The organism is Sphingomonas sp. NBWT7 (assembly GCF_014217605.1).
GTDB lineage: Bacteria > Pseudomonadota > Alphaproteobacteria > Sphingomonadales > Sphingomonadaceae > Sphingomonas.
Map to the genome: position 1 here is coordinate 2,642,224 of NZ_CP043639.1, position 12,178 is coordinate 2,654,401.

The following is a 12,178-nucleotide window of genomic DNA, read 5'->3' on the forward strand; positions in this document are numbered from 1 at the left end:
GGGCCGCCCGTTATTGCGCGAGCCGGACGATTTTGACGCGGGTGCCGGGCGTGAGCGGGTCGGTCGATTTCCCGCCGTTGAGCAGATCGAACAGTGCGCGCGGCGCGGCGTCCGCGTTCAGCGCCGAGAGGCTCGCGCGCGTGTCACCGGCGCGGACGGGAACGACGCGCACGAAGCGTGGGCGCAGCCGTGCCGCCTCGTCCGGCGACAGCCGCCGGAACGAGGCGAACAGCGCCGCCACTGCCGCCGCATCGGCATTCGCCGGCGGGGAGGCGACGATGAAGTGATACGCTTGGCCGTCGCCCCCATCGTAGACCGCGATCGACAGCGGCACCGCGCCGTCGCGCACCGCCAGCCGCAGCCGCAGCAGCACCGCGGGGATGCCGTTGATCACGGTCGAGACGGCATCGTCGAGCGTCGCTGGCGCATCGCCGACGATATGGTTGGCGAGCGCCTCGGCATGCGCCTCGAGCGTCGGTGCGGCGAGCGGTGCGCCGCCGAACTCGCCGGAGATGCCGTTGGGGCCGGTGAGCCGGATCGCCTGCGGGCTGTTGGTCAGCGCGAAGCCGGGGGGCGCCTCGAACGAGATGCGCATGATCGGATGCGCGAAGCGGCGCCCGAGCACGAAGCCCTGTTCGGGATCGTCGCCCCATAACAGGCCATCGACGGCATCAAGATAGGCGTCCGCGCGCTCGGGCAGCTCGTCGTCCTTCAGCCCGGTATCGTCCGCCGCATCGCGCGCGCGATCGATGCGATGCGCCGTCGTCGGGTGGCTGAGCGCCCATTCGGGGATGCCGCGCGCGGTGTCGCGCCGCTCGGTGGCGGTGAGGAACGCCTCCTGCCGTTGCAGCGCGGCGAGCATGTCGCCGGCGGCGTAGACGTCGTAGCCGGCGCGCTGGAGATAACGAATGCCATAGTCGTCCGCTTCGTATTCCTGCCCGCGCGAGTAGCGCAGCGTGAAATATTGTGCCGCCTGACTGGCGAGCCGGGTGAGCCGCTCGGACCCGGTGACGCTGACCGCGATGACGCCGAGCGTGCGCCAGATCGACCGCTGCTGCTGGCGCTGCGCGTGCTGCGCGGCGATGTGGCCGACCTCGTGGCCGAGCACGGAAGCGAGTTCCGCCTCGCTCGTCACCACCGCGAGTAGCCCGCGGGTGACGTAGATGAAGCAGCCGGGGACGGCGAAGGCGTTGACGACGTCGCTGTTGACGAGCGTGAAGGTGCATTCGCCGGGCGTGCCGGCGGCGGCGGCGATGCGTTCACCGACCGCGGCGACGTAGCGCGCCTGCGGCCCGGCGTAGGCGCCGCCGAACTCGGCGAGCAGCTGCGGATGCTGCTGCGCGCCGATCGCGCGTTCCTCGTCGGTGATCTCGGGCGCGGCATCGGGCACGCCGCCGCCACAGCTGGCGAGCAGTAGCGCGAGCGCGGTGGCGAGGATGCGCCGCGTCACGAGCGGTCGAGCATCCGGCAGGCACGCCGCATCAAACCGGCCGAGCCCGCCCATCCGATCCGGCGCGAGAATAAGAGAGCCATCGAGCGCGTCCTGCCTTTCCGCCAACCGCAACGGTCGAGCCGCCATCCGGTTCGATCGCGCGCGGATCGAGTGGCGATCAGGCGGCGGCGGGGCGGGCGCGGTGGCGCGCGAGATCGCGCTGATAGGCGATCAGCCGCCGCTCGATCTGCTCGCGCCCCGCCTCGCTCGCCGCGCCGCGCAGCGCGAGCGCGTAGCCGTAGCCGACGCTCGCCTCGATCTCCTGCACGTCGATCGCGCCGAGCACCCAGGCGAGCATCGCGGCGACATAGACCGCGTCCAGCGCGCGCAGCAGCGGATCGATCTCGATCTCGGGCAGCAGCGTGCCCTCGGTGCGGGCCTCGCCGAGCAGCGCCCACCAGAAGCCGTAGCGCTGCGGCGACTGGAGCTCGCCGCGCAGTTCGCCGCCATCGAAGCGCAGCGCCTCGGTCCACAAGGTGCGGTAGAAATCGGGATCGTCGGCAAGATAGGCGAGCGTGATCGACACCGCCTGGAAGATGCGGTCGACCGCGCCGACGCGATGCAGCTGTGAGAAACGCTCGTGGAACTCGCGCACGTCCTCGAGCAGCGCGATGACGATCGCGCGCTTGGATCCGAACAGGTTGTACGGCGTCGTCAGCGACACGCCGGCGCGCGCCGCGATCGCGCGCATCGACAGCCCAGCGTCGCCCGTTTCCTTGATCAGATCGCGCGCCGCCGCGACGATGCGCCGCCGCCGCTCCGCCTTGGCGTCCTCCCGCCGGCTCATCGTGCTACCCGAGGCATCCTTCACCCTAAGCGGCGATCGCGTGCGCGGCAACACGCGGCAGATAGATAACCATAACGCGTTCCGCAAAGATCGCTGGCGTCACCGACGCCGCGCGCTTAGCATCGCGCCCAGGACCTGGGCGAGGAGAAGCATATGGCAGGCGACAAGATCAGGTTCGGCGCGTTCATCGCCCCGTTCCATCCGCTGAACGAGAACCCGACGCTGGCGCTGGAGCGCGACCTCGATCTCGTCGTGCACATGGACCGGCTGGGCTATGACGAGGCATGGATCGGCGAGCATCACTCGGCGGGCTACGAGCTGATCGCGAGCCCCGAGCTGTTCATCGCCACTGTCGCCGAGCGCACGCGGCACATCCGGCTCGGCACCGGCGTATCGTCGCTGCCGTATCATCACCCGCTGATGCTGGCCGATCGGATCAACCAGCTCGATCATATCACGCGCGGGCGGGTGATGTTCGGTGTCGGGCCCGGCGCGCTGCCGTCCGACGCGTTCATGATGGGCATTCCGGTCGCGAAGCAGCGCGACCGGATGGACGAGGCGCTCGACGTGCTGGTGCCGCTGCTGCGCGGCGAACAGGTGACGCACAAGACCGACTGGTTTGAGCTCAACGAGGCGCGGCTGCAGATGCTGCCTTATACGCGTCCGTCAGTGGAGATCAGCGTCGCGAGCCAGGTATCGCCGTCGGGGGCGAGCGCGGCGGGGCGGCACGGGCTGGGGCTGCTGTCGATCGGTGCGACGCAGAGCGGCGGGTTCAACGCACTCGCCTCCAACTGGACGATCGCCGAGCAGCAGGCGGCGGAGAGCGGCGCGCGCGTCGACCGGCGTCAGTGGCGACTGGTGGGGCCGATGCACGTCGCGGCGACGCGCGAGGAAGCGCGCGCGCAGGTGCGCTTCGGACTGGAGAAATGGCTGTACTATTTCCGCGAGGTGGCCGCGCTGCCGCTGGCGCCGAGCGATGGCAGCGATCCGGTCGACGCGCTGGTCAATTCGGGGATGGCGGTGATCGGCACGCCGGAGGATGCGGTGCGGCAGATCGAGCGGCTGCGCGACCAATCGGGCGGGTTCGGCGCGTTCCTGATGATGGACCACAATTGGGCCGAGTGGGAGAATAAGAAGAAGTCGTTCGAACTGATCGCGCGCTACGTTATCCCGGAGGTGAACGGCGAGAATGCCAATCGCCAGGCGTCGATCGACTGGGCGGCGGCGAACCGCCCGCGCTTCATCGGCGAGGCGCAGGCCGCAGTCGGCGCACGGCTGGCGGACCATATCAACCGCAAGGGGACGGAGAACATCCGCCCCGAGATCCTTGCCGCGATGGGGCTCGACAAGAAATCGGAGGCAGCGGAATGAGCGACGCCGCATCCGCACCGGCGGCGAACGGGCGCAAGGCGATCTTCATCACCGGCGCCGCATCGGGGATGGGGCTGGAAACCGCGCGACTGTTCGCGGCGCAAGGCTGGTTCGTCGGCGCGTTCGACGTCAACCAGATCGGGCTCGACCGGCTGCGCGACGAGCTTGGGGCGGACAAGTGCTTCGCCCGGCGGCTCGACGTGACCGACCGCGAGGATTATCGCGCCGCGCTCAACGAATTCGCCGCGGCAACGGGCGGGACGCTCGACCTGCTCTACAACAACGCCGGGATCGGCCGCGGCGGGCCGTTCGCCGATCAGCCGTGGGACGACGTGCTGGCGGTGGTCAACGTCAACTTCGTCGGCGTGCTGACGGGCATCCATCTCGCGATCCCGCTGCTCAAGGCGACGCCCGGCTCGCTGTGCTTCACCACCTCATCCTCCTCGGCGACCTACGGCATGCCGATGATCGCGGTCTATTCGGCGACCAAGCACGCGGTGAAAGGGCTGACCGAGGCGCTGGCGATCGAACTGAAGCCGCACGGCGTGCGCGTGGCGGACGTGCTGCCGGCGCTGATCGATACGCCGATCCTGCCGGAGGGCGCCGCCGCCAATGCGCCGAAGCAGGGGGTGTTCCGCGCGATCCCGCCGCGCGAGGTGGCCGAGACGGTGTGGGAAGCCTATCACTCCGACCGGCTGCACTGGTACGTGCCGCGCGAACTCGTGCGGCTCGACCACCTGGCGACGCTGGAGCCCGAGCGGACGCGCGACGCGATGGCGGCGGGCACGCTGTTCGCGACGATCGACGCCGAGGTGGCGGCGGCGACGGCAGTGCCGGTGGGTGCGACGGCGGGCTAGCTCTAAACTTCGCTCAGAAGTCCAGCGTGAGCGTGCCGCCGACCGGCACGTCGCCCCATTGCGCGGTCAGATCGGCGAGGCGGGTACGGATCGCGGCGACGTCTTCCGGCGATACCGGTGGGGTGGGGTGGCCGCGCGCGTCGCAGGCATGGGCATACGTCGCCAGAAGGTCGGCCGCGGGAACCGCGCCGCCCCATAGTTCGGCCTGGAACGTCTCGACCAGCCGCTCCACCGCTTCCTCGCTGGCGCCGGCTGTCATCGCGAACGCCGGCGCTGCGCCGTCCGCCACGTGCGACAGGAAGCCGCGATGCGCGAGGATGCTCTCGACGGCATAGTGCACCATGTCGTGCGGGATGATGCCTTGCTTTGGGCAGTCGATGCGCGCGGGCGCGCGGCCGGGGCGGGTGACGACGAGCGCGTCATACTTACCGGCGTGCTTGGTGAAGGCGAGCTGCATCCGCGCCGTCTGCCGCGGCCCTGCCGCCCGATGCAAGCGGCGGCGGCGATCAGGCGGCGAGCATGTCCGCCTGCGCGTCGAGGCCGAGATGCGCCATCAGTTCGGGCCGGTCGGGACCGGGCTTTGGAGCGTAAGCCGCGGCGTTGCGCTTGGCCCCGCGGGCCCAATAGCCGAGCACGCGCCCGAGATTGGCGGGGCGCTTCAGCCATGCCTCGGGATGTTCGAGCATGTGGAAGCCGCGCATCATTGCGCGCATCAGATCGACGTCCGACCGCGCGGCGACGGTGATCCCGTCCTCAATGAAGCTCTTGGCGAGCCGCGCCTTGATCCGCGGGCGGTGATCGGGCGTCAGCGTGGCGCGCGCGCGGCGGATCGCGGAACGATCCTGCTTGAGCATGAGATCGTAGTAAGGCTTCACCTCCGCGCGCAGCCCGCCGTCGTAGATGAGCAGGCGCTTCGCGGGATCGGCGGTGGTATCGAGCGCGCGGCGCAGCACGCCTGCGCTGACCGCGGCGAGCGAGCAGCCGCGCCCGTAGAGCGGATTGGTGCGCACCAGCGCGTCGCCGATCGCGAAATAGCCGAGCACGGCGGGCTTGCCGTCGCTGACGAGATTGCGCCAGCGGCTGTGCAGATCGCCCATGCCGATCACCTTGCCGACCGGCTCCGACGTCGCCGGATCGACCCACGGTGCCATGCCCGGCATCGCGAGGCAGATGCGCTGGAACATCTCACCGTCCATCACCGCGCGGCGCAGGCCGTGCTCGATCTCGGGCACGCACAGGGTGATCGAGAAGCGCTGGTTGTCCGCCGGGAAGACGCCGAATTTGAGGTAACCGAGATCGCCCGAGGCGGCGATCTCGCCGCGCGGCGGCTCCCCCTGCCCGTCGCGCAGGCGATAGTGGCGCGTGAAATAGAGCACGCCGGCGGTTTCCGCCGTCTCGCCGATCGGCGCGCCGGCCTTGATCAGCTGTTCGATGAGATTCGCCGCCTTGCCGCCTGCGTCGACGACGACGTCGGCGGCGATCTCCTCGCGCCCCGTCGCGGTATCGGCGACGACGCCGGTGACGACGATCGTGCCGCGCGCGTCCTTGTGGCGGACGAGCTCGCGCACCTTGACGCCGCTGCGGATCGTGACGCCGGGCAGCCGCTCGACATAGCGGCGGATGACGAGTTCGAGCGTGGTGCGGCGGCTGGTGAGGATGGTGAGATCGGCGTCGCCGCGCTGCGCCACGTAGCGGTCGCGCAGCGCGGGCGGCAGCATGTCGGCGAAGGCGATGTCGCGGCAGCCGGCGGCGTAGAGATCGGCAAGCAACTGCGGATGCTCGTCACGGATGATGTTGCGCAGCCGCGCGAGGAACGCGTGGCTCTGCCGCAGCTGGCCGACGCCGCGGCGTTGCCACTGGTCGAAGGCGACATCCGGACCGCCCTCGGGCGGGGCGTCGTCGCGCTCGAGCAGCGTTACGTCGCGCGTTCCGCCGCCGAGGCGAAGCGCGGTGCACAGTCCGGCGATCCCGGCGCCGACGACCAGGATTTGCTCACGCTGCGCAGCAGGCGAGGCAGCAACTAGGGCAACCATCGTTTCCTCCTCGATCGGATCGTCCGGCGGATAGAGCAAACCACCCGGAGATGCAACAAATACGAACGCGTTATGGTTTTGGGGATTGCGCGGGCGGGGTGGCTGCGGCACGATGCATCGCGACGATCCGGCCCGAGCCGGACATTCCGGCCGAGAGGATGGCGACGATGCGCGCAGTGGTGAGACGCAACAAGCAGCTGGTGTGCGACGAGATCGCCGATCCCGTGCCGGGGCAGGGCGAAGTGCTGGTGAAGACGCTGGCGTGCGGCATCTGCGGGTCGGATCTCCACGCCGTGCACTCGTTCGAGAACATGCTCGAGCTCGGCGCGCGGACAGGCGAAAAACCGAAGACCGATCCGGCGCGCGACATCGTCTTCGGGCACGAATTCTCCGCCGAGATCCTCGATCACGGGCCGGGCACGCAGAAGACGTTCAAGGCTGGCACGCACGTCGTGTCGATGCCGATCGCGATGAAGCCCGAAGGCTATGAGGCGATCGGTTATTCGAACAGCTATCCTGGCGGCTACAGCGAGCGGATGGTGCTGAGCGAGGCGCTGCTGCTCGAAGTGCCCAACGGGCTGTCCGACGTGCAGGCGGCGATGACCGAGCCGTTCGCGGTGGGCGAACATGCGGTGGCGATGTCCGCCGCCGGGCCCGATACGGTGCACCTCGTCATCGGCTGCGGCCCGGTGGGGCTCGCGGTGATCGCGGCGCTCAAATCGCGCGGGCTGGGGCCGGTGATCGCGTCCGACTTTTCGCCCGCACGCCGCGCGGTGGCGGAGAAGATGGGTGCCGACGTGATCGTCGATCCGGCGAAGGAGTCGCCGCATACCCGCTGGAGCGAATTCGGCGTGCCGCGCACCTCGACCGAGCGGATGGCCGCGATGGTGACGGGCAAGACGGGCAAGAAGGCCATCGTCTTCGAATGCGTCGGCGTGCCCGGCGTCATCAACCATATCGTCGAATCGGTGCCGGTCGGCACGCAGGTGATCGTCGTCGGCGTGTGCATGGAAACCGACAAGATCGAGCCGTTCCTGTGCATCAGCAAGCAGATCGATTTCCGTTTCGTGCTCGGCTATTCGGGCGAGGAATTCGCCGTGACGCTGGGCAAGATCGCCGATGGGACGATCGACGTGCTGCCCGCGATCACCGACGAGGTCGGGTTGGACGGCGTCGCGGCGGCGTTCAAGGCGCTGGGCGATCCCGAGCAGCAGTGCAAGGTGGTGGTGCGTCCTGAGATGACGGCGTGAGCGACGATCCCATCGCGTCGCCCGCGCTCGCGAAAGCGATGCCGCCGGTGCAGTTCGCCGACGTCAACGGCATCCGCATGGCCTATTATGAAGTCGGCCCGCGCGGTGAAGGCGTGCCGGTAATCTTCTGCCACGGCTTTCCCGAGCTCGCCTTCTCGTGGCGGCATCAGCTCGACGCGTTCGAGAAGGCGGGGCGCTGGGCGATCGCGCCCGACCAGCGTGGCTACGGCCTGACCAGCCGGCCGGAGCGGATCGAAGATTACGATCTCGAGCATCTCACCGCCGATATCGCCGCGCTGATGGACACGCTGGGAATCGAGAAGGCGATCCCCTGTGGGCACGACTGGGGCGGGATGGTGGTGTGGCAGTTCGCGCTGCGTTACCCCGAGCGGTGCGCGGGCGTGATCGGCGTCAACACGCCGTTCCTGCCGCGCGGCGACGTGGATCCGATCGCCGGCATGCGCGCCGTTTACGGCGACGACATGTACATCGTCTGGTTCCAGAAGCCGGGCGAGGCCGATGCGGCGTTGGCGGCCGATCCCGAACGCTCGATCCGCTATTTCATGCGCAAGCCGCAGATGACGTTGAAGGAATATGAGCAGCTGCCCGCCGAGCAGCGCACGCTGGCGCTGGGCGAGGGGCTCAAGCTGTACGACGCGGGCGCCGACACGCAGCAGTTCCTGACCGACGACGAGATCGCCGCTTTCGCCGAGACATTCGCGGCGACGGGGTTCACCGGCGGGATCAATTGGTACCGCAACTTCACGCGTAACTGGCAGGCCTCGGCGAACCTGGTCGAGAAGGTCGACGTGCCGTCACTGATGGTGATGGCGGAGAACGACGTGGTGCTTAGCCCGGCGATGGCGGAAGGGATGGAGGCTTACGTGCCCGATCTCGACAAGGTGCTGATCGAGAAGTCGGGGCATTGGACGCAGCAGGAATATCCGACGCAGGTGAATGCGGCGCTGTTGGGATGGCTGGACAAGCGGTTTCCGGTCAGCGGCGGGCAATAGCTGCTACGTCGGCGGTGGGACGATAACGCCGGATCGGGCACACTGCTGCACTAAGCGCTTGATTGCGAACACCACTCCGGCCAATATCCCGATGCCGAAAATAGAGCAGCAGGTCGGTAGTTCCTGCGCCCGCCATGTGGGCTCTTCTCAGCCACGGCGTCGAACCAACCATGTTGGGGAGGCGCTCGTCTGTGTTTGCGCTTCCCCGGCCGATGCCGAGGACACAATATGATGCTCTTGCCGATCATCGCGCTTGTCAGCGCCGCGCTTTTTTCAGGGGCCGCAACCTACATCACGCTCGTCGAGCATCCGGCTCGTCTCCAGCTCGAGGATCGCCCGCTCTTGGCACAGTGGCAACCGAGCTATCTTAAGGCTCTTCCGCTTCAATCCGGTCTTGCGATCGTCGGCGGTCTATCAGGCTTCGCCTCGTGGTATATGTCCGGCGATTGGCGCTGGATGATCGGCAGTCTTGTGCTGCTTGCGAACTGGCCGTTCACGCTGCTCCGGATCATGCCCACGAATAAGGGATTGCAAGCAATCTCGCCGGCAGACGCGGGTCCGGAGAGCCGGAACTTACTGATCGCGTGGGGGAAGCTGCACAACGTGAGGACCGCGCTCGGGCTCGCATCGACGGTGCTGTTCGCCTGGTCGCTCGGTGCATCGGTCTAGCGCCCGCTTACCTCGCAGAATAAGCCGTCCGGCGGACCCGCGATCCCCCTTACCCCATCAATCGAACCCGACGAACCGCGCCGCTTCGTTCACCGGCTTGCGGCGGGAGACGACGGCGTTGGCGGGGAAGCTGTCGTCGGGCCAGCCCATCGCGACGCAGGTCTGGATCACCTGATCGTCGGGGATGCCGGCGTGTTCGCGCACCACGGGCGACTGCATGATCCCCTGGCTGTTGATGACGCAGCCGAGGCCGCGCGACCAGGCGGCGTTGACGAGCGCGTTGACCACCGCGCCGCAATCGAACGGCGCGATGTCGCTGCCCAACAGTACGCGATCGTAGGTCACGACGATCGATACCGGCGCGCCGAACTGGCGGAAGCCGCGCAGCACCCAGTCCTGCCGCTTCTCCTTGTCGTCGCGTGCGATCTCCATCGCGCCGAACAATTGCTTGGCGATCTCGATCTGCCGCTCGCGGTGCGCGCCGCCATATTGCTCGCCGGTGCGGAATTCGCGCGATTCAGGGACGCCGGCGAGCGTGCGGCGGGTGTTCTCCTCGCGGATGCGGTCGAGCGGCGCGCCGGTGACGACGGTGAAGTTCCACGGCTGCGTGTTGAGCGACGAGGGCGCGCGGCTGGCGAGCGTGATGATCTCCTCGATCAGCGCGCGCGGCACCGGCTTGTCGAGAAACCCGCGGATGCTGCGGCGGCCGTTGACGACCTCGTCGTAGATCATGTCGCTCTCCTTTTGCCCGCCAGCCTTAGCCGATGACGCATACGCGCCAAGCCAAGGAAGGATAGGCGGGGGCGTAGCGACGCTTGTCGCCCCCGCCCCCACCGGCGGGCGGGCTTAGCTTCAGGCGGCAAGCATCCGCTCGCTCACCATCCGTTCGAGGATGGTGAGCGGCATCGCGCCGTCGCGCAGCACCGCGTGGAAGGCGCGCGGATCGAACGCTGCGCCCTGCTTCTTCTTCACCGCGTCGCGCAGGCGCACCCAGACGGTGTGGCCGATCTTGTAGCTGCACGCCTGGCCCGGCCAGACGGTGTAGCGATCGATCTCGTTCTGGCTGCGGCCGCGTGCGATGCCGGTGGTGGCAATGAAGTAATCGGTCGCCTTCTCGCGGCTCCAGCGCTTGTGGTGCATGCCGGAGTCGACGACCAGCCGCGTCGCGCGGAACAGCAGCGACTGGAGATAGCCGACCTGGCCGAGGGGATCGCCCTCGTACATGCCCATCTCGTCCGCTAGCTGTTCAGAATAGAGCGCCCAGCCTTCGGTATAGCCGCTGAAGCCGCCGCGGCGGCGGATCAGCGGAATGTCCTGCGATTCGAGCGCGGTCATCACCTGCAGATGGTGGCCGGGCACCGCCTCGTGGTGCGTCAGCGTGGCGAGGCCGAACTTGGGCCGATCGAAACTGTCGCGCAGGTTGATGTAGTAGATGCCGGGGCGCGAGCCATCGAGCGCGGCGTTCTGGTAATAGCCGCCCGGCGCGCCCGCCTCGATCGACTTGGGTACGCGGCGCACCTCTACCGGGGCCTTGGGCAGCGTGGCGAATTGTTCGGGCAGGCGCTTCTGCATCGCGATGACCTGCGCGTTCAGCTGCGCGATCAGCTGCTCCTTGCCGGCGTCGGTATTCGGATAGACCTGATCAGGGCGCTTGTTGAGTGCGACGAGCCGCTCGCCGACGCTGCCTTGCGTCATCCCCTGCGCCTTGAGGATGCCGTCGATCCGCGCGGTGATCTCGGCGACCTGCGCGAGGCCGAGGCGGTGCACTTCCTCACCCGGCATCGCGACGGTGGTCGCCGCCTCGACCGCGGCGGCGTAATAGGCCTCGCCGTCGGGCAGGCGCCAGACGCCCGCGTCGTGGCTCGCCTTGCCACGCAGCTCGGTGACGAGCGCGCGCTGGCGATCGAGCGCGGGGAAGACCTGCTCGGTCATGATCGCGGTTGCCTGCTGTACGCGATCGGCGGGGAGGTTGGCGGCCTTGAGCTTCGCGGCGAGCGCGGTGACGGGCACTGTCTGCGCGGCGGGCTGGTCGCGCAGGGATCCCATCAGCTTGAGCGTGGTATCGAGGATGTAGTCGGGCGCGAACACGCCGCGCGCGGCATCGGCGCGCTGGCGCTCGCTGTCCTGATCGATCGCGGTGGCGAAGGCGGCGACGCGCGCCAGATAGGCGTCGGCATCGGCCGCGGACTTGATCGAATGCTGCGCCTCAAGGAAATCGGGCGTGTCACGGTACGCGCCGGTGAGCTGCGTCAGCACATAGGGCGCGAACCGCCCCATGCTGGCGCCGTAGGTGAAGCGTTCCGCGCCGGCGATGCCGCGCTGAAGCTGATAGGAGACGACTTCATAGTCAATCTTCGCCGCCGGCGAGAGCGTGGCGGGGTTGATCGCGCGCAGTTCGGCGAGCTCGCGCTTCGAGCGGGCGAGATCGTCGGCGACGCCTTTTGCCGACCCATCGTTGAGCTTGGATTTCAGCGCGGCGCGCGCGCCCGTGTCGAGGCCGAGCGCGGTAGCGCCTTCCGGATTTTCCGCGACACGGTCGTAGAAAAAGCGATCGAGCAGCGCGTGGAGGCGCGCGTCGGCCGGATTGGCGATGCCGGGCTTGGTATTTGCCTGGGCGGCCGTCTGCGCGGCGGCGGGGAGGGCGGCGGTCAGCGCGGCGGCGCCGGTGCTGCCGAGGAAGGTGCGACGATCCATGATATTTTGTCC

General features: G+C 68.5%; 11 protein-coding genes. 5 read left to right on the plus strand and 6 right to left on the minus strand.

Annotated features, from left to right (window positions below; genetic code table 11):
• Positions 1 to 10: 10 nt before the first annotated feature.
• Positions 11 to 1,450: a M48 family metalloprotease gene (locus tag F1C10_RS12815; RefSeq protein WP_185206714.1), complete on the minus strand. Its 1,440-nt coding sequence runs from the start codon at positions 1,448 to 1,450 to the stop codon at positions 11 to 13.
• A gap of 160 nt (positions 1,451 to 1,610) precedes the next feature.
• Positions 1,611 to 2,279 (minus strand): TetR/AcrR family transcriptional regulator, encoded by a 669-nt coding sequence (locus tag F1C10_RS12820; protein ID WP_185206716.1) that lies wholly within the window; start codon positions 2,277 to 2,279, stop codon positions 1,611 to 1,613.
• Between the two features lie 153 nt (positions 2,280 to 2,432).
• On the opposite strand from F1C10_RS12820, the gene F1C10_RS12825 reads away from it, so the two are divergent.
• Positions 2,433 to 3,650, plus strand: a complete 1,218-nt coding sequence (locus F1C10_RS12825; protein WP_185206718.1) for an LLM class flavin-dependent oxidoreductase — start codon at positions 2,433 to 2,435, stop codon at positions 3,648 to 3,650.
• Positions 3,647 to 4,507 carry an SDR family oxidoreductase gene (locus F1C10_RS12830; protein ID WP_185206720.1) on the plus strand — a complete coding sequence of 287 codons (861 nt, stop codon included), beginning with the start codon at positions 3,647 to 3,649 and terminating at the stop codon, positions 4,505 to 4,507. Before F1C10_RS12825 ends, F1C10_RS12830 begins: the two co-directional genes overlap by 4 nt.
• A 13-nt stretch (positions 4,508 to 4,520) precedes the next feature.
• Here F1C10_RS12830 and F1C10_RS12835 read toward each other — a convergent pair whose 3' ends face one another.
• Positions 4,521 to 4,964 carry a hypothetical protein gene (locus tag F1C10_RS12835; RefSeq protein ID WP_185206722.1) on the minus strand — a complete coding sequence of 148 codons (444 nt, stop codon included), beginning with the start codon at positions 4,962 to 4,964 and terminating at the stop codon, positions 4,521 to 4,523.
• Positions 4,965 to 5,013: 49 nt separating this feature from the next.
• A complete protein-coding gene (locus F1C10_RS12840) occupies positions 5,014 to 6,540 on the minus strand; it encodes an FAD-dependent oxidoreductase (RefSeq protein ID WP_185206723.1) in 1,527 nt (508 codons plus the stop codon).
• 179 nt (positions 6,541 to 6,719) lie between these two features.
• On the opposite strand from F1C10_RS12840, the gene F1C10_RS12845 reads away from it, so the two are divergent.
• The 3 genes from F1C10_RS12845 (at position 6,720) to F1C10_RS12855 (ending at position 9,472) form a co-directional block, all read left to right on the plus strand.
• Positions 6,720 to 7,790, plus strand: a complete 1,071-nt coding sequence (locus F1C10_RS12845) for a zinc-binding dehydrogenase (protein WP_258042914.1) — start codon at positions 6,720 to 6,722, stop codon at positions 7,788 to 7,790.
• Positions 7,787 to 8,803 (plus strand): alpha/beta fold hydrolase, encoded by a 1,017-nt coding sequence (locus F1C10_RS12850; protein WP_219729754.1) that lies wholly within the window; start codon positions 7,787 to 7,789, stop codon positions 8,801 to 8,803. Before F1C10_RS12845 ends, F1C10_RS12850 begins: the two co-directional genes overlap by 4 nt.
• A gap of 231 nt (positions 8,804 to 9,034) precedes the next feature.
• Positions 9,035 to 9,472, plus strand: coding sequence for a DUF1772 domain-containing protein (locus F1C10_RS12855; protein ID WP_185206725.1), 438 nt, complete (start codon positions 9,035 to 9,037; stop codon positions 9,470 to 9,472).
• Positions 9,473 to 9,529: 57 nt separating this feature from the next.
• Here the strand turns inward: F1C10_RS12855 and F1C10_RS12860 are convergent, their stop codons facing one another.
• Both F1C10_RS12860 and F1C10_RS12865 read right to left on the minus strand, forming a co-directional pair.
• Entirely contained in the window at positions 9,530 to 10,204 is a 675-nt protein-coding gene (locus tag F1C10_RS12860; RefSeq protein ID WP_185206727.1) for a nitroreductase, read from the minus strand.
• Positions 10,205 to 10,324: 120 nt separating this feature from the next.
• The gene (locus F1C10_RS12865; protein ID WP_185206729.1) at positions 10,325 to 12,166 is read right to left on the minus strand and encodes a DUF885 family protein; all 1,842 of its coding nucleotides are present in this window, start codon (positions 12,164 to 12,166) and stop codon (positions 10,325 to 10,327) included.
• Positions 12,167 to 12,178 lie beyond the last annotated feature (12 nt).

Excerpts from the sequence above, each read along its gene's own strand:
- F1C10_RS12820 (WP_185206716.1), bottom strand. The coding sequence starts at position 2,279 with ATGAGCCGGCGGGAGGACGCCAAGGCGGAGCGGCGGCGGCGCATCGTC.
- F1C10_RS12825 (WP_185206718.1), top strand. The coding sequence starts at position 2,433 with ATGGCAGGCGACAAGATCAGGTTCGGCGCGTTCATCGCCCCGTTCCAT.
- F1C10_RS12830 (WP_185206720.1), top strand. The coding sequence starts at position 3,647 with ATGAGCGACGCCGCATCCGCACCGGCGGCGAACGGGCGCAAGGCGATC.
- F1C10_RS12835 (WP_185206722.1), bottom strand. The coding sequence starts at position 4,964 with ATGCAGCTCGCCTTCACCAAGCACGCCGGTAAGTATGACGCGCTCGTC.
- F1C10_RS12840 (WP_185206723.1), bottom strand. The coding sequence starts at position 6,540 with ATGGTTGCCCTAGTTGCTGCCTCGCCTGCTGCGCAGCGTGAGCAAATC.
- F1C10_RS12855 (WP_185206725.1), top strand. The coding sequence starts at position 9,035 with ATGCTCTTGCCGATCATCGCGCTTGTCAGCGCCGCGCTTTTTTCAGGG.
- F1C10_RS12860 (WP_185206727.1), bottom strand. The coding sequence starts at position 10,204 with ATGATCTACGACGAGGTCGTCAACGGCCGCCGCAGCATCCGCGGGTTT.
- F1C10_RS12865 (WP_185206729.1), bottom strand. The coding sequence starts at position 12,166 with ATGGATCGTCGCACCTTCCTCGGCAGCACCGGCGCCGCCGCGCTGACC.